Genomic DNA, 14212 nt, shown 5'->3' with positions numbered 1-14212 from the left:
GGGTGCTGACGCTGCCGGAGCCGTGCCTCGTCGTCCTCGCCGGGCCTGGGGCGGCCGGGAAGTCGACCTGGGCCGCCGCGCACTTCCGCCCGGAGCGCATCGTGTCGTCCGATGCGCTCCGGGCGCTGGCCGGGGCCGGCGAGGACGACCTCGCGGCCAGCGCCGACGCGTTCGAGCTCCTCGAGCTCGTGGTCGAGCGGCGGGTCCGGCGGCGGCTCACCACCGTCGTGGACACCCTCGGGCTCGACGCCGAGCGGCGGCGGCGCTGGATCGCCCTCGCACGCGAGCACGACATGCCCTGCGTCGCGATCGCGTTCGACACGCCGGCGGCCGAGTGCCGGGCGCGCAACCGGGCCCGCACGCACAAGCGCATCCCGGCCGAGGCCCTCACGCGGCAGCTGCGCGACTGGGTCCGGACGCGGGAACTGCTCAAAGACGAAGGCTTTTCGGCGGTACACCTGGAAGCTCCGGCGAGAACCGTGCCGGACGCGTTTCTCGGGGCGGAGCCGGCGGCCCGGCGCCAGGCCGACGAGCCCGCGCGGCTCCGGTTCGGGCTGCACCTCGGCGAGTTCAAGGGCGTCGACGTGCGCGAGACCGCGCGGGCCGCCGAGGCCGCCGGGTTCGACGCGATATACGTCATGGACCACTTCCGCCAGATCCCGCAGATCGGCCGCGCCTGGGACGACTTCCTGGAGAGCTGGACGACGCTGGCGTACCTCGCCGCGTGCACCGAGACCGTCCGGCTCGGCACGCTCGTGAGCGGGGTGACGTACCGCAACGTCGCCCACCTCGGCAAGATCGCCGCCACCCTCGACGTCCTGTCGGGCGGGCGGGCCGTCTGCGGGCTCGGGCTCGCCTGGTTCCAGGAGGAGCACCGTGCGTACGGCTGGGACTTCCCCGACGTGCGCACGCGCTACGCGCTGCTGGAGGACGCGCTGCAGCTCCTGCCGCTGCTGTGGGGCAAGGGCAGCCCGCGCTTCGAGGGCCGGGTCCTCACCGTCCCCGAGGCGATGTGCTACCCGCGGCCGAAGCAGGAACGGATCCCGATCGTCGTCGGCGGCAACGGCGAGCGGCACACGCTGCGGCTCGCCGCGAAGTACGCCGACGCGGCGAACGTCATGGGCGACCTCGCGACCGTGCGGCGCAAGGCGGAGGTGCTGCGCGGGTACAACCCGGAGACCGCGCTCACGCACCTCACCACCGCCCTCGTCGCCGCCGACGACCGTGGCGTCGACGCGCTCGTCGAGGCCGGGCGCGGGCGGCGGCCCCGCGAGGCGTACGCCGCGGCGGTGCACGCGGGCACGGTCGACGACCACATCGGGCGGTTCCGCGAGCTGGCCGAGGCCGGGGTCGGCGAGGTCATGGTGCGGCTCCCGCACCCCGACTGCCTGGAGCCGATGGCGCGCGTCATCGCGGCATACAGAGGGTAGGCTCGCCGGAATGTTCGTCATCACGCTGCGGTACACCGCCGGGCTCGACCAGATCGACGCCGCCCTCCAGGCTCATACGGAGTGGGTCGACGGGCAGTACGACGACGGCGTGTTCGTCGCCTCGGGCGCCATGACGCCCCGGGAGGGCGGCGTGATCCTGGCCGCCGGGCTGGAGCGGCCGGAGCTGGAGGCCCGCCTCGCGCTGGACCCGTTCCGGCAGAAGGGCCTGGCCGAGTACACCGTCGTGGAGTTCACCCCGCGCCGGGTCGTCCCGGGCCTGGAGCGCCTGCAGGGGTGACGACGCCGGAGTACTGGGGTTCCCGGACCGTCCGCGTCGAGGGCGGCATCCGGGCCCGCAGCACGCGCGGCGCCATCGGCGCGAGCTGGTGGTCCAAGCGCTTCCTGGCGGTGCTGGAGTCCTTCGCGCTCGGCACCCGCCTGACCCGGGGCCGTAACTACGCCCGCGCCGGGCAGGTGCTGCGCCTCGACGTGGCGCCCGGCACGGTGACCGCGAGCGTGCAGGGCTCGCGGCCCCGGCCGTACGACGTGAGCATCGGCCTCGCCGCGTTCGGCGACACCGTGTGGGCCGGCGTCGAGCAGGCCCTGGCCGGCGAGGCGCTCGGCGCCGCCAAGCTGCTCGCCGGCGAGCTGCCGCCGCACGTCGAGGACGTGTTCCTGGCCGCGGGCGCGCCGCTGTTCCCGGCCCGCCTGGCCGACCTGACCATGCGCTGCAGCTGCCCCGACAAGGCGGTGCCGTGCAAGCACCTGGCCGCCACCTGCTACCTGCTGGCCGAGCGCTTCGATGCCGACCCGTTCGACATCCTGCTCTGGCGCGGCCGGTCCCGCGACGCCCTCCTGGCCGCGCTGCGCACCCTGCGCGCCGGCGGTCCGGCCGAGCCGGACGACCTCGAACCGGTCGCCGCCGAGCTTCCATCCCCCATCGGTACCGCCGGAGCGCTGGCCGCCCTCGCCGAGCCCGACGTGGAGATCGAGCGGTTCTGGCTGTCCCCGGTCCCGCTGACCGAACCGGCGCCGTCGTTCGTCACCGAGCGGGATCTGCTCCTGCGCCAGCTGCCGCCCCCGCCGCCGGAGCTGGGCGGCGCCGAGACGCTGCGCCGCCTCCGCCGCTGGTACCGCTGAACCGCGCCACCAGCCCCGCCCCGAGCCCGAGCGCCCAGAGGGCCGCGTCGATGACGGTCACCGGGGTGAACCCGTGCTCGTCCGGCAGCGCCGAGGCCCACGTGGCGGCGACGACGGCCAGCCCGCCGGCCGGAACCCACCACGCGCCGCGGGGCACGGCCCGGGCGACGAGGAACGCGAGCGCGAGCGCGGCCGCCGGCCCCGGCTCCTGCGGCTGATCGGCGACGCGGGCGACGACGACGGCGGCCAGCGCGACCGCGATGGACCACGTCGAGCGCAGCACCACGAGCACCACCACGGCGACGCCGGCGAGGGCGTCGAGGAGCCAGGACGTGCCGCCCCAGCTGCCGGCGAGCATGAACGCGGTGACGCCCAGGGCGGCCGCGCAGACCGCGGCGAGGGCAAGGTCGATGAGCTTCATGCCTCAGTTGTAGGAGCGGCGCGGCCCCGGCGAACCGGTCAAAAGTACGGTCGCGCCCCTGCTTCGGCACGATGCCGGTCGCCCGGCCGGTGCCGAGGATTCGACGCATGACGAAATCACATGCGGTGCTGCGGGCGACCGCGCTGACCAAGCGCTACGGGCGCCGGTCCGCGCTGAGCGGCGTCGACCTCGACGTCCCGGCGCGGCGGATCATCGGGCTGGTCGGCCCCAACGGCGCGGGCAAGTCGACCCTGCTGCAGCTGGCGTGCGGGCTCATCGAGCCGGGCGCGGGGACGCTGACGGTGCTCGGCGCCCGCCCCGCGGCCGACGCGGCGCACCTGGCGCGGGTCGGGTTCGTGGCGCAGGACGCCCCGGTGTACGGCGGGCTGACCGTCGCCGACCACCTGCGCATGGGGGCCCGGATGAACCCGCGCTGGGACGACCCCCTGGCGCGCGCCCGGATCGGGCAGACCGGCCTGCCGCTGACCCAGAAGGCGGGCCGGCTCTCGGGCGGCCAGCGGGCCCAGCTGGCCCTGACCCTGGCCGCGGCCAAGCGACCCGAGCTGCTCATCCTCGACGAGCCGGCGGCCGCGCTGGACCCGCTGGCCCGCGACACCTTCCTGCGCAGCCTGCTGGAGTCGGTGGCCGAGCTCGGCGCGAGCGCGATCCTCAGCTCCCACCTGCTGGCCGACGTCGAGCGCGTCTGCGACTACCTGATCGTGCTGGCCGGCGGCCGCGTCCAGCTGGCCGGCGACGTGTCCGAGCTGCGGGCCGCGCACGGCTCGTCGCTGGAGGACCTGGTCCTCACCTCACTGCGGGGAGCGTCGGCATGATCTGGATGAGCTGGCGGCAGTTCCGCCTGCAGGCGCTCGTGGGCGCGCTGGTGCTGGGGGCGCTCGCGGCGTACCTCGTCGTCACCGGCCTCGACATCCGCGACGCCCACGACGGGTACCTGGCGCAGTGCCGGGCCACCGGGGACTGCGCCGCCGCACTGGGCCGCCTGGTCGGCGACCACCGCACCCGGCTGCTCCTGCTGGCCGGCGTGCTCGGCCTGGTCCCGGTGCTGATCGGCATGTTCTGGGGCGCCCCGCTCATCGCCCGCGAGCTGGAGGCGGGCACCCACCGCCTGGCCTGGAACCAGAGCGTCACCCGGCGCCGCTGGCTGGCCGTGCGCCTGGCCACGGTGGTGCTCGCCGCCATGCTCGTCGCGGCCGTCGCGAGCGCCCTGCTGAGCTGGGCCGCCGCCCCGGTCGACACGATCGCCGGCGACCGCTTCGGCACCGTCAACTTCGGCGCCCGGGCGCTGTCCCCGATCGGCCAGGCCGCCTTCGCCACCGTACTCGGCGCCGTGACGGGCCTGCTGATGCGCCGCACCCTGCCGGCCATGGCGGTCTCCGGCCTGTTGGTCCTGGTCACGCTCTTCGCCGTGCCGAACGCGGTCCGCCCCCACCTGATGCCGGCCCGCCACGAGACGCGCCCGATGACCGCGGAGACGATCGACGCCGCCCACGGCCTGGGCACGCTGGGCAGTGCGCCGGTGCTGAAGGGCATCGAGGTCCCGGGGGCCTGGGTGACATCGGTGAGCGACCTGCTGACCGCGGACGGCCGGCCCCTGGACCCGGGCGTGTTCGACGACTGCCTGATGCGGGCCCCGAAGACGGGCGCGACGGGCACCTTCGGCGACTCGTCCCCGTGCCTGGCCGCGCACGACCTGCACCTGGACATCGCCTACCAGCCCAACGGGCGCTTCTGGACCTTCCAGTTCCTGGAGACGGCCCTGTACCTGCTCCTGACCGCCCTGGTGTCGGCGCTGGCCCTCTGGAGGATCAGGTACACGTCGCGATAGCCCGTTCCCGATATGTCGGGCGCGGCCGCGCCACGACATATCGCATTTATCTCCTGACAGGGTATAAATCCGAAAAGTCGTGGCGCGGAGCGCCCGACTTTTCGGGGGGCGCGGCGGATCAGACCGGCAGGAGCGAGGAGTCGGCCTCGGTCAGGGCCAGCACGTCGCTCGTCAAAGGCTGGTACACGCGGCGCAGGAGGGCCGGGTCGCACGCGCTCGCCACGGTGGCGAAGACCGCTCGGGCCAGCCTTTCCGCGTCGGCCGGCGGCACCGCGGCGCGCGCGGCTACGTCGGACAGGAAGTCCAGGTGTACCTCCTGGTCGTACAGGTGCTGGTAGGACCACAGGGGTTCGGCCAGAGTGGGTGGGAGCTCCGCGGCGAGGTGGTGCACCCAGCCGTCCGGGAGCCTCGTCGCCAGGGCGTGCAGCACGCCGCGCAGGGCCCGGCGCGCGCGCTCGGGGTCGGTGATGCCGGTCTTGTCGCGTACCTCCGCGATGAAAACGTCTTCGTACATGCGGGGAACGCTGCCCGCGCCGGAGGTGAGCGGCCATCACTCGGGCGGGACGGGGTCGGTGCTGGGCCGCTCATCCCGCTCGGGTGGCACCGGGTCACCCGCGGCTCGCCCAGCATGGCGGGGTACAGGCAGCCCCGTTTCTTGGAGGCGTCACCATGACACTGCTGGTCACCCGTCCCCGCCGGTCGCTGGCCATGTATCCGGCGCTGGGCCTGCCCGTCACGAGCGGCGCGCCCGTCGACATCGAGGAGACGAGCGCGGCGTTCCGGATCGAGCTGGACCTGCCGGGCGTGGCCCCCGGCGACGTCGAGATCGAGCTGCGCGACAGCGAGCTGCGCGTCTACGGCTCGTTCAAGGAGCGCGAGCGGACCGGAACGCTGCGGCACCACGCGCGGCGGACGGGCGAGTTCGAGTACCTGCTGTCCCTGCCCGGCGACGTGGACGCCGACGCGGTCGAGGCCGACCTCGACGGCGGGGTGCTCACGATCGTCGCGCCCAAGCTGCGCGAGCAGCATGCCCGCCGGATCGCGATCCAGGGCGGACGGGACACGGGGCCGGCCATGCGGCCCGACGCGCCGGACACGCCCGCGGCGCACGCGAAGCAGATGAAGGAGGGCCAGGCGCGGCCCGGCACCGGCGGCCAGCCGGCCGGGATCGCCGGCAAGACGAGTACCGGGACCGGAGGCGTCGGCAGTACCGGGCAGGTCGGCCGGAGCGCGACGGCCTGAGGCGCGGCCGGGGCGCGGGGACGGCCGCCATGGCCGCCGCGGTCCGCGACCCGTACGAGGTGCTCGGCGTGCCCCGGGGCGCGGGGCGGGAGGAGATCCAGCGCGCGTACCGGCGCCTGGCCCGCCGCCACCACCCCGACGTCAGCACCGAAGCGGGCGCGGAGGAGCGGTTCAAGGAGATCAGCGTCGCGTACCGCGCGCTCCTCAGCCGGGCGCGGCGGCCCGCCGACCTCTCGGGCGGGCTGTTCCGCAACGCCCGCGGGGCCGACCTGCGGGCCGAGGTCACCGTCGGCGTCGACGTCGCCTACATCGGCGGGCGGCGGCGGGTGACCGTCGACGGGCCGGCCGGGCGGCCGCGGCAGTACGACGTGCACGTCCCGGCCGGGGTGGCCGACGGCGAGCGGCTGCGGCTGCCCGGCCGCGGCGAGCCCGGCGTGCGCGGCGGGGTCGCGGGCGACCTGCTGCTCGAGGTACACCTGGCGCCCCATCCCCGCCTCAAGGTCGCCGGCCGCGACGTCCGGGTCGCGGTGCCCATCAGCCCGTGGGAGGCGGCGCTCGGCGCCGTGGTGCCGGTGGGCCTGCCCGGCGGCGACGTGCGGCTGGACGTGCCGTCCGGGTCGTCGTCAGGGCGGCGCGTGCGCCTGCCGGGGCACGGGCTGCCCAACCCCCGCGGCGCGGCCGGGGACCTCTTCGCGGAACTGCGCATCGTCGTGCCGGAACGGCTCACCCCCGGCGAGCGCGCCCTGTTCGACTCGCTGGCCCGCGAGTCGCCGTTCGACCCTCGCCATGGTTAGAAGGGAAGGGATCACATGCTCAAACGGGAAGCCTGGCTGCTGGGCATCCGCGGCGTACTCGCCGTCCTGTTCGGCATCCTCGCGGTGATCTGGCCCGGCGTGACGGTGATCGCGCTGGCGCTGCTGTTCGGCATCTTCGCCGTCGTCACCGGCATCGAGCAGATCGTGCACGCGATCCGCCCGGCGCCCGGGCCGTCGAACCCGGTCACCGGGTTCGCCGACGGCACCGGCCCGCGGGTGGCCCGCGGCCTGGCCGGGTTCGTCGGGCTGGTCATCGGCGTCATGGCGATCGCCTGGCCCGGGGTCACCGCCGTGGCGCTCGCGATCCTGGTTGGCATCTGGGCGGTGCTCACGGGCCTGGCCGACCTCTGGCTCGCGACCCGCCAGCACGGCGGCTGGCCGCTGGCCCTCATCGGCGCCCTGGCGATCGTGGCCGGCCTGTTCATCATGGTCCGACCGTCCGCGGGGGCGCTGGCCATCGCGTGGGCGATCGGGGTGTACGCGATCGTGAGCGGCGTGCTGCTGCTCGTGGCCGCGTACCAGCTGGTGCACCAGGGCTCCGGCCGGGGGCGCATGGCCGCCGCGCATTGACGGCCGGCGTGGGGCCTCTGCGAAGATGCGACCGTGGAGGCCTCACGGAAGGCGGCGCGGGTGCTGCTGCTCGCGGCCGGGTTCGCGGCGCTCTTCGGGGGACTGGCCGGCGTTGTGGCGTGGGGGAGCATCGCGGCGGCGTACGAGCTGGCCTACGGCGACGGCGGCGCCACCCGCGGGCACACCGCCGTGCTCGTCGGGGTCGGGCTCGCCGTGGCCGCGGCCGGGTGCTGCCTCTACGCGGCCGACCGGCTGCGCTTCGGCCGGCGCGGCCCCGCCTGGATCACGTGCGCGCTGCTCGTCGCCGGGCTCGCCCCGGCCGTGTTCGGCGGTGGCACGATCCTCGCGCCGCGGATCGCCGGCGCCGGCGCCGGCTCGATGGAGATCGGGGCGGACGTCGCCGCGCTCGCGCCCCGGTGGTACGTGCCCGTGACGGCCGGGCTCGCCGTGTTCGCGATGTGCGCCGCGATCCTGGTGGCCATGTTGGTCGCGGTGCCGCAGCGGGAGTCGTGAGCGACCCGCCTTACACGGACTGCAGCCCGTGCAGCCGCGCGAAGAGTCCGCCCGCGGCGAGCAGTTCCGCGTGGGTACCGAGCTCCGTCAGCCGCCCGCCGGCGAGCACCGCGATCCGGTCGGCGTTGCGGATCGTGGCCAGCCGGTGCGCGACCACGAACGTGGTGCGCCCGCGCATGAGCCGGGCCAGGGCCTCCTGCACCAGGGCCTCCGACTCGCTGTCGAGGGCCGAGGTCGCCTCGTCCAGCAGCAGTACCCGCGGGTCGCGCACGAGCGCGCGGGCGATCGCCAGCCGCTGCCGCTGCCCGCCGGAGAGCAGGGCGCCGCGCTCGCCGACCATCGTGTCCCACCCGTGCGGGAGGTCCTCCACGAAGCCGAGCGCGTTGGCGTCGCGCAGGGCCCGGGTGACGGTCTCCTCGCCGAGGCCCTTGCTGCCGTACGTCACGTTCTCCCAGACCGTCCCGTCGAACAGCACGGGCTCCTGCGGTACCACCGAAACGAACTTCCGATAGGACCGCAGGTCGATCTCCTCCATGTCGCGCCCGTCGAGGCGGACCCGGCCCTCACTCGGCCGGATGAACCCGATCAGGAGGTTCAGCATTGTCGACTTGCCCGAGCCGGACGGCCCGACGAACGCGATCGTCTCGCCGGCCGCCACGGCCAGGTCGATGCCGGTCACCGCCGGGGCGGAGGCCTCCGGATAGCGGTACCCGACCCCCTCCAGCGCGATCTCGCCGTGCACGGCCGCGACGCGCCGCTTGCCCTCGTTGCGCTCGAGGTCGGGCGCGGAGAGCACCTCGCCGATCGAGCGGATCGACTCCAGCCCCTTCGTCACGATCGGGGCCAGGCCGAACAGCCCGATCACGGAGCTGGTGAGCACCGCGAAGTACGTGCTCAGCAGCACCACGTCGCCCGCGCTTACCGGGGCGACGCCCGTCCACGCGGCCCAGCCGGCGCCGATCAGGCAGGCCGCGCCGAGCAGCTGGTACGTCACCCACGACATCGCCCCGAACCGCCCGTTGACCATGTCCAGGCGCAGGCCCGCGGTGCGGACGTCCTCGACGGTGCCGCGCAGCCGGTGCACGGCCTCCTGCTCCAGCGCGTGCGCGCGGGTGATCGGCATCAGGTGGGCCATCTCGTCCACGCGCGCGGAGAGCTCCTCGACCCGCCGGCGGAACTCCGCGTTGCGCGCCCCGGAGCGGCGGCGCACCATCGCCACCAGCGCCGCGGTGCACGGCACGACCAGCAGGAACAGCGGCACGAACTGCGGCACCCGCATCGCGGTGAGCGTGAGTGCGCCCAGCAGCGTCAGCACGGCGGAGGTACCGGAGGCCGCGACCTGCTGCAGCATCAGCTCGACGTTCTCCACGTCGCGGACCAGCTTGGTCTGCAGCAGGCTCGCGCCCGCGCGGGCGTGGAACGCGATCGACAGCTGCTGCAGCCGCCCGGCCAGCTCGGAGCGCAGGTCGGTGCCGAGGTGCCGGACGATCAGGCTCATCTGGCGCACCCACAACATGTGCATCGGGACGTTCTGCAGCAGGATCACGGCGAGCACGGCGGCGTTGAGCCACAGCTGCGCGATCGGGCGGTGCTGCACGACGACGTCGATGATGTTGGCGGTGAGCAGGGGCAGCAGCCAGATCGGGCTGTCCTTGACGGCGAACGCGAGCGTGGCCAGGAGTAATCGCCACTTGCCGGGCGCGAGAAGGTGCACGATGGTGCGCACCGGGCGCCGGCCGTCGAAGTCCATGAAGGTCATTCTTTTGCCTGGCGGGTGCACGCCGGAAGTCGTGCGAACCGTCGACCGCGTCACAGCCGATCCGGGGGCGATAAGTGTCGCGGCCTCGATGTAGCCTGCACGTCATGACGCAGCCACCGTATGGAAGTCCCAATCCGTATGGGCAGCCGGATCCGTACGGACAGCCGTCACCGTACGGGCAGCAGCCCCCGCCGTACGGGCAGCAGCCCCCGCCGTACGGGCAGCAGCCCGTGCCGTACGGGCAGCAGCCGGTGCCCTACGGCCAGCCCGACCCGTACGCCCAGCCCGCCCTCCCGCCGCCCATGTCCGCGCCACCGGCGTCGGGCGTGCCGGCCTCGGGCCAGCCCTACGGCACCGCCTACCAGCTGCCGCCGGTCTCGGGCGCCCCGGCCTCGGGCGGCGCCTACGACCCGTATGGCCAGGCCGCCTACGCGCAGCCCGCGTACGGCCAGCCCGCGGGCTACCCGGTCGCCGTGCAGGCCTACGACCCGCTGACCGGCCAGCCCTACTCCGACAAGAGCAAGCTTGCCGCGGGCCTGCTCCAGCTGCTGCCGGGCCTGATCTTCGCGGTCGGCGGCATCGGCCGGCTCTACGCGGGCAACATCGCGCTCGGTGTCACCCAGCTCGTGCTGAGCTTCGCCGTCGGCTGGGTCGCCTTCATCTGCGGGTTCTTCCTGTTCCTGATCCCGTGGGTGATCACCGGCGGCCTGTGGCTGTGGTTCATCATCGACGGCATCATGATGCTCGCCGGTCGCCCCGTCGACGGCCAGGGCCGCCCGCTGCGCCCGAACTGATCGGCCATCCGCCGGGGCCCGCCCCACGGGGGCCCCGGCGTTGCCGTGTCATCGGTGCCGGCGGCGGTGCAGCATGTCCGACGGGCCGAAGAAGCGGTGCCCGATCACGCACCGCACGTGTACGTGCTCGACCGGACCGCCCGTGCTCGGCAGGCGCCCGCCCTCGCGGCGGGTCGCGGGCAGCCCGCACTCGGGGCAGTCCACCAGGTTCGTCTCCATGCCCGCGCTCACGCACCGCGGGCCCTCGGCGGCCCGGGTCAGTCCTCGATCCGATACCGTCCCGTCGTGGTCATCGAGCAACTTCTGTGTCACCCCCGGCTGCCCCTCATCGCGGGCGTGGAGCCGGAACTGCCGGCGGTACACGTCTGGGACGGCGAGCTGCGCGAGCTCGCGACCCTCGGGGAGGGCGCCCGCTCGCCGGTCTGGCACCCGCAGGAGCCGCGGCTGTTCGTGGCCACCGACGCCGGCGTCAGATCCTGGAGCCCCGGCGGCGGGATCGAGCCGGTGCTGGAGCACCCCTACCGCGCGATCGGGCTCGGCCCCGGCGGGCGGACGCTGCTGGCGCGGCCCTCGGCGGCCAAGGGCGAGGGCCACGACCTCGCCGACGTCATCGACCTCGGCGACGGCACCCGGGGCGACGGCCCGGACTGGGACACCGGCGTCGTCGTGCACCCCGCGGGCGGGCTCTTCGCGACGCTGCGCAGCGACCAGGGCGCGACCCTCGTCGTCTTCGGGCGCACCGACGGGGCGCGGGTGCGCCTGCTGCGCCGGGCCCTGATCATCGAGGTCGACGGGTACACGGCGCCGCTGTTCAGCCCGGACGGGCGGTACTTCGCCGTGCGCGGCAACGCCTACGCGCACACGCTCTACGTGTACGAGTTCCCGTCCCTGCGCCGCGTGCTGCAGACCGTGCTGGGCCGGTGGGACGAGGGCTGGTCGCGGCACAACGTCGCCTTCGCGCCCGACCTGTTCGTCGGCACCCCGTCCGGCCTCGACTCCCGCTGCACCGGGCCCGTGACCGCGCTCGCGGCCACGGCCACCGGGGAGATCGTCGTCGCCGGGGCCGGGGGCGAGCTGGTACTCCTCCCGGCCACGCAGGCCCCGCCGGCCGCGGACCCGGAGACGGTGCGCGCGTTCCTGGCGTCCACCGAGGAGGTGCCCGAGGACGCCGAGCTCGAGGAGGAGTTCGAGCTGACCGACGGCGAGCGCACGTGGGGGCCGGGGGACCTGGAGACGGTGCTGGAGGCGGGCGAGCAGGACCCGGCCTGGCTGCAGATCCAGGCGCGGATGAACGCCCTGCGCTCAGGGGCGGACGCCGCGGATTGAGGCGTCGAGGACCTCGGCCGTGTGGGCCAGGCGGATCGTGGTGCCGGCCCGCTGTACCGCCGCCGCAATCTGCATCAGGCAGCCCGGGTTCGCGGTGACCAGCAGTGACGCGCCCGTCGCGAGCACATCGCGCGCCTTGCGGTCGCCCAGCTCCGCGGCCGGGCCCGGGTTCAGCACGTTCCAGATCCCGGCCGAGCCGCAGCAGATCTCGGCGTCCGCGATCTCGCGCAGCTCCAGGCCCGGGATGGCCCGCAGCAGCGCCCGCGGCTGGGCCCGCACGCCCTGCGCGTGGCCCAGGTGGCAGGCGTCGTGGTACGCCGCGGTCACCGGCACCGGGAGCCGGGGCGCGACCGGGCCCAGCTCGACCAGGAACTCCGACAGGTCCCGGGTCCGCGCGGCCAGCGGCCCGGACTCCTTCAGCGCCGAGCCGCACCCGGCCGCGTTCACGACCAGCGCGTCGACGTCGGCGAACGCGCGCTCGAGGCCTGCGGCGAAGCGGTCCGCCTCCTCGGCCCGGCCGCTGTGCCGGCTCAGCGCGCCGCAGCAGCCCTGCTCGGGTGGGATGACGACCTCGCAGCCCTCGGCGGCCAGCACCCGGGCCGTGGCGGCGTTGACGCCGGGGAAGAAGGCCTGCTGGACGCAGCCGGTGAGCATGCCGACGCGGGCGCGGCGGCGCCCGAGTGCGGGGACGACGGCCGGGAGCCGGGCGGTGCGGACGCCCGGCGGGGCCAGGTCGAGCAGCGTGCGCAGGGTGGCCGGGAGGCGGTCGCGGAAGGGGGTGCCGATCATGCGGTACCCCCGCAGCGGCGCCTTCGCCAGAGCGAGCCGGCGGCGGTACGGGAACAGCGCGAACACGGCCGCGCGCAGGGCCCGGCCGGCGGGCGGGCGCACCTGCTCGACCATCGCGCGGGTCTCGGTGATCAGCTCGTCGTAGCGCACGCCGGACGGGCACGCGGTCACGCACGCCATGCAGCCGAGGCACGCGTCGAAGTGGCCGGCCATCGCGGGCGTCAGCGGCTCGCCCTCGCTCTGCTGCAGCATCAGCTGGATCCGTCCGCGCGGCGAGTCCATCTCCTCGCCCCACAGCACGTACGTCGGGCACGTCGGCAGGCAGAACCCGCAGTGCACGCAGTCGCCGATGAGCTCGCGCCGGTCCGCCATCAGATGCCTCCGACGAAGCGGCCGGGTGCGAGCGTGCCCGCCGGGTCGAACTGCTCCTTGACCCGGCGCATGAGGTCGAGGCCGTCGACGTGGCCCCAGACGTCGACCCGCGCGCGTACCGGCGGCGGGGCGGTCAGCACCACACAGTGCCCGGCCCCGGCCCGGGTGGCCGCGCGCAGGTCGCTTATCACCCCGGCCACGACGCCGGGGTCGGTGCGGCCGGGCAGGCCCGCGTAGAGCACGCCGGTGCCGGCCGAGCCGCGCACGCGCAGCGGCACGTCGTGCAGGCGCGCGGTGACGCCGGCCGCGGTGAGCAGGTACGGCACCCGGGACAGCGCGCAGGTGAGCTTGATCCCGACGTCGCCGGTCGCCCATGGGTAGGCGCCCCAGGACGGCGGCGGCGACTCGCCCTGCTCGGTGTCGTCGCCGAGGAGCTTCCCCAGGTCGGCGGCGCGCCGCTCGACGCCCGCCGGCACCCCCTCGACCAGCGCGGTCACCGTGAGCGGCCCGTCCCCGGCGGTCATGTCGACCTCCAGCGCGCTCGGCACCACCTGCGCGGCGAGCACGGACGCCACCGCCCGGCCGGCCTCGTCGGGGCCGTCCGCGCGGGCCGAGACGTAGCGGGCCGCGGCCGGCAGCGGGTGCAGGCGGAAGGCGCATTCGGTGATGACGCCGAGGGTGCCGTACGAGCCGGCGACGAGCTTGCCGAGGTCGTACCCGGCGACGTTCTTGACGACCTTGCCCCCGGCCCGGGCCACGACCCCGTCGGCGCGCACCACGGTGACCCCGATGAGCAGGTCGCGGACGGTGCCGTAGAGCATGCGGCGCGGCCCGGACGCGTTTACCGCGACGGTGCCGCCGACCGTCGCGCCCGGCAGCGGCTCGTCCAGGGCCAGCTGCTGCCCGGAAGGGCGCAGCGCCTCCTGCAGCTCGCGCAGCGGCGTCCCCGCGCGCACGATCGCCACGAGGTCGCCGGCCGCGTGCTCGACGAGCCCGCACACCCCGTGCATCGCCACGATCAGGTCGAGCCGCTGCGGCGGCAGCGCCCAGTCCTGCCGCGTGCCCGCCCCGCGCACCACGAGCGCGAGCCCGTCGGCGGCGGCGCCGCGCACGACCTCGGCCACCTCGGCGGTCGAGGCGGGCGCGGCGACCGCCGAGGTGGGCACCCCTGCGATCCCATCGACGACCGTCATCG

16 protein-coding genes and 1 pseudogene are annotated in these 14212 nt (G+C 75.2%); 11 read left to right on the top strand and 6 right to left on the bottom strand.

All coding sequences use genetic code 11. The features are described 5' to 3' along the window. The first annotated feature begins 2 nt into the window (after positions 1-2). The 3 genes from AB0B76_RS36600 to AB0B76_RS36590 are packed head-to-tail and all read left to right on the top strand — an operon-like array spanning position 3 to position 2570. Positions 3-1430, top strand: coding sequence for an LLM class flavin-dependent oxidoreductase (locus AB0B76_RS36600; RefSeq protein ID WP_360384231.1), 1428 nt, complete (start codon positions 3-5; stop codon positions 1428-1430). 10 nt (positions 1431-1440) lie between these two features. Then, entirely contained in the window at positions 1441-1728 is a 288-nt protein-coding gene (locus AB0B76_RS36595) for a YciI family protein (RefSeq protein WP_360384229.1), read from the top strand. Further along, on the top strand, positions 1725-2570 hold the full coding sequence (locus AB0B76_RS36590) for an SWIM zinc finger family protein (protein WP_360384227.1): 846 nt from the start codon (positions 1725-1727) through the stop codon (positions 2568-2570). The genes AB0B76_RS36595 and AB0B76_RS36590 overlap by 4 nt, the downstream gene beginning before the upstream one ends. Here AB0B76_RS36590 and AB0B76_RS36585 read toward each other — a convergent pair. Then, a complete protein-coding gene (locus AB0B76_RS36585) occupies positions 2473-2991 on the bottom strand; it encodes a hypothetical protein (RefSeq protein ID WP_360384225.1) in 519 nt (172 codons plus the stop codon). The genes AB0B76_RS36590 and AB0B76_RS36585 overlap by 98 nt on opposite strands. A 107-nt stretch (positions 2992-3098) precedes the next feature. Here AB0B76_RS36585 and AB0B76_RS36580 point away from each other — a divergent pair. Both AB0B76_RS36580 and AB0B76_RS36575 read left to right on the top strand, forming a co-directional pair. Next, positions 3099-3770 (top strand): annotated as a pseudogene (locus AB0B76_RS36580) (ABC transporter ATP-binding protein); the annotation flags it as partial. A gap of 50 nt (positions 3771-3820) precedes the next feature. Beyond that, positions 3821-4837: an ABC transporter permease subunit gene (locus AB0B76_RS36575; RefSeq protein ID WP_360384223.1), complete on the top strand. Its 1017-nt coding sequence runs from the start codon at positions 3821-3823 to the stop codon at positions 4835-4837. Positions 4838-4955: 118 nt separating this feature from the next. On the opposite strand, the gene AB0B76_RS36570 is transcribed toward AB0B76_RS36575, so the two are convergent. After that, positions 4956-5351, bottom strand: a complete 396-nt coding sequence (locus tag AB0B76_RS36570; protein WP_360384221.1) for a DUF2267 domain-containing protein — start codon at positions 5349-5351, stop codon at positions 4956-4958. Positions 5352-5506: 155 nt separating this feature from the next. Between AB0B76_RS36570 and AB0B76_RS36565 the strand changes: the two genes are divergently transcribed. The 4 genes from AB0B76_RS36565 to AB0B76_RS36550 are packed head-to-tail and all read left to right on the top strand — an operon-like array spanning position 5507 to position 7977. Further along, positions 5507-6079 carry an Hsp20/alpha crystallin family protein gene (locus AB0B76_RS36565; RefSeq protein ID WP_360384219.1) on the top strand — a complete coding sequence of 191 codons (573 nt, stop codon included), beginning with the start codon at positions 5507-5509 and terminating at the stop codon, positions 6077-6079. Between the two features lie 29 nt (positions 6080-6108). Then, a complete protein-coding gene (locus AB0B76_RS36560) occupies positions 6109-6873 on the top strand; it encodes a DnaJ C-terminal domain-containing protein (RefSeq protein ID WP_360384217.1) in 765 nt (254 codons plus the stop codon). A 15-nt stretch (positions 6874-6888) separates the two neighbouring features. Continuing rightward, a complete protein-coding gene (locus tag AB0B76_RS36555) occupies positions 6889-7464 on the top strand; it encodes a DUF308 domain-containing protein (protein WP_360384215.1) in 576 nt (191 codons plus the stop codon). A gap of 33 nt (positions 7465-7497) precedes the next feature. Next, a complete protein-coding gene (locus AB0B76_RS36550; RefSeq protein WP_360384213.1) occupies positions 7498-7977 on the top strand; it encodes a hypothetical protein in 480 nt (159 codons plus the stop codon). Between the two features lie 10 nt (positions 7978-7987). On the opposite strand, the gene AB0B76_RS36545 is transcribed toward AB0B76_RS36550, so the two are convergent. Further along, the gene (locus tag AB0B76_RS36545; protein WP_360384211.1) at positions 7988-9727 is read right to left on the bottom strand and encodes an ABC transporter ATP-binding protein; all 1740 of its coding nucleotides are present in this window, start codon (positions 9725-9727) and stop codon (positions 7988-7990) included. Positions 9728-9840: 113 nt separating this feature from the next. On the opposite strand from AB0B76_RS36545, the gene AB0B76_RS36540 reads away from it, so the two are divergent. Then, positions 9841-10530 carry a hypothetical protein gene (locus AB0B76_RS36540; protein ID WP_360384209.1) on the top strand — a complete coding sequence of 230 codons (690 nt, stop codon included), beginning with the start codon at positions 9841-9843 and terminating at the stop codon, positions 10528-10530. A 48-nt stretch (positions 10531-10578) separates the two neighbouring features. Here the strand turns inward: AB0B76_RS36540 and AB0B76_RS36535 are convergent, their stop codons facing one another. Beyond that, complete coding sequence (locus tag AB0B76_RS36535) at positions 10579-10749, bottom strand: hypothetical protein (protein ID WP_360384207.1); 171 nt, start codon at positions 10747-10749, stop codon at positions 10579-10581. Between the two features lie 66 nt (positions 10750-10815). Here AB0B76_RS36535 and AB0B76_RS36530 point away from each other — a divergent pair, with 66 nt between their 5' ends. Further along, complete coding sequence (locus AB0B76_RS36530) at positions 10816-11856, top strand: hypothetical protein (RefSeq protein ID WP_360384205.1); 1041 nt, start codon at positions 10816-10818, stop codon at positions 11854-11856. Here AB0B76_RS36530 and AB0B76_RS36525 read toward each other — a convergent pair. Continuing rightward, a complete protein-coding gene (locus AB0B76_RS36525) occupies positions 11833-13017 on the bottom strand; it encodes a heterodisulfide reductase-related iron-sulfur binding cluster (RefSeq protein ID WP_360384203.1) in 1185 nt (394 codons plus the stop codon). The two genes, AB0B76_RS36530 and AB0B76_RS36525, sit on opposite strands and share 24 nt — an antisense overlap. After that, complete coding sequence (locus tag AB0B76_RS36520; protein WP_360384201.1) at positions 13017-14210, bottom strand: FAD-binding oxidoreductase; 1194 nt, start codon at positions 14208-14210, stop codon at positions 13017-13019. Before AB0B76_RS36520 ends, AB0B76_RS36525 begins: the two co-directional genes overlap by 1 nt. Positions 14211-14212 lie beyond the last annotated feature (2 nt).

This window comes from Dactylosporangium sp. NPDC049140 (genome assembly GCF_040648435.1).
The sequence above is the reverse complement of the archived record's forward strand: the minus strand, read 5'-3'. Positions and strand labels throughout refer to the sequence as shown.

Excerpts from the sequence above, each read along its gene's own strand:
- AB0B76_RS36545 (WP_360384211.1), bottom strand. The coding sequence starts at position 9,727 with ATGGACTTCGACGGCCGGCGCCCGGTGCGCACCATCGTGCACCTTCTC.
- AB0B76_RS36560 (WP_360384217.1), top strand. The coding sequence starts at position 6,109 with ATGGCCGCCGCGGTCCGCGACCCGTACGAGGTGCTCGGCGTGCCCCGG.
- AB0B76_RS36575 (WP_360384223.1), top strand. The coding sequence starts at position 3,821 with ATGATCTGGATGAGCTGGCGGCAGTTCCGCCTGCAGGCGCTCGTGGGC.
- AB0B76_RS36585 (WP_360384225.1), bottom strand. The coding sequence starts at position 2,991 with ATGAAGCTCATCGACCTTGCCCTCGCCGCGGTCTGCGCGGCCGCCCTG.
- AB0B76_RS36525 (WP_360384203.1), bottom strand. The coding sequence starts at position 13,017 with ATGGCGGACCGGCGCGAGCTCATCGGCGACTGCGTGCACTGCGGGTTC.
- AB0B76_RS36540 (WP_360384209.1), top strand. The coding sequence starts at position 9,841 with ATGACGCAGCCACCGTATGGAAGTCCCAATCCGTATGGGCAGCCGGAT.
- AB0B76_RS36565 (WP_360384219.1), top strand. The coding sequence starts at position 5,507 with ATGACACTGCTGGTCACCCGTCCCCGCCGGTCGCTGGCCATGTATCCG.
- AB0B76_RS36535 (WP_360384207.1), bottom strand. The coding sequence starts at position 10,749 with ATGGAGACGAACCTGGTGGACTGCCCCGAGTGCGGGCTGCCCGCGACC.
- AB0B76_RS36520 (WP_360384201.1), bottom strand. The coding sequence starts at position 14,210 with ATGACGGTCGTCGATGGGATCGCAGGGGTGCCCACCTCGGCGGTCGCC.
- AB0B76_RS36570 (WP_360384221.1), bottom strand. The coding sequence starts at position 5,351 with ATGTACGAAGACGTTTTCATCGCGGAGGTACGCGACAAGACCGGCATC.
- AB0B76_RS36555 (WP_360384215.1), top strand. The coding sequence starts at position 6,889 with ATGCTCAAACGGGAAGCCTGGCTGCTGGGCATCCGCGGCGTACTCGCC.
- AB0B76_RS36595 (WP_360384229.1), top strand. The coding sequence starts at position 1,441 with ATGTTCGTCATCACGCTGCGGTACACCGCCGGGCTCGACCAGATCGAC.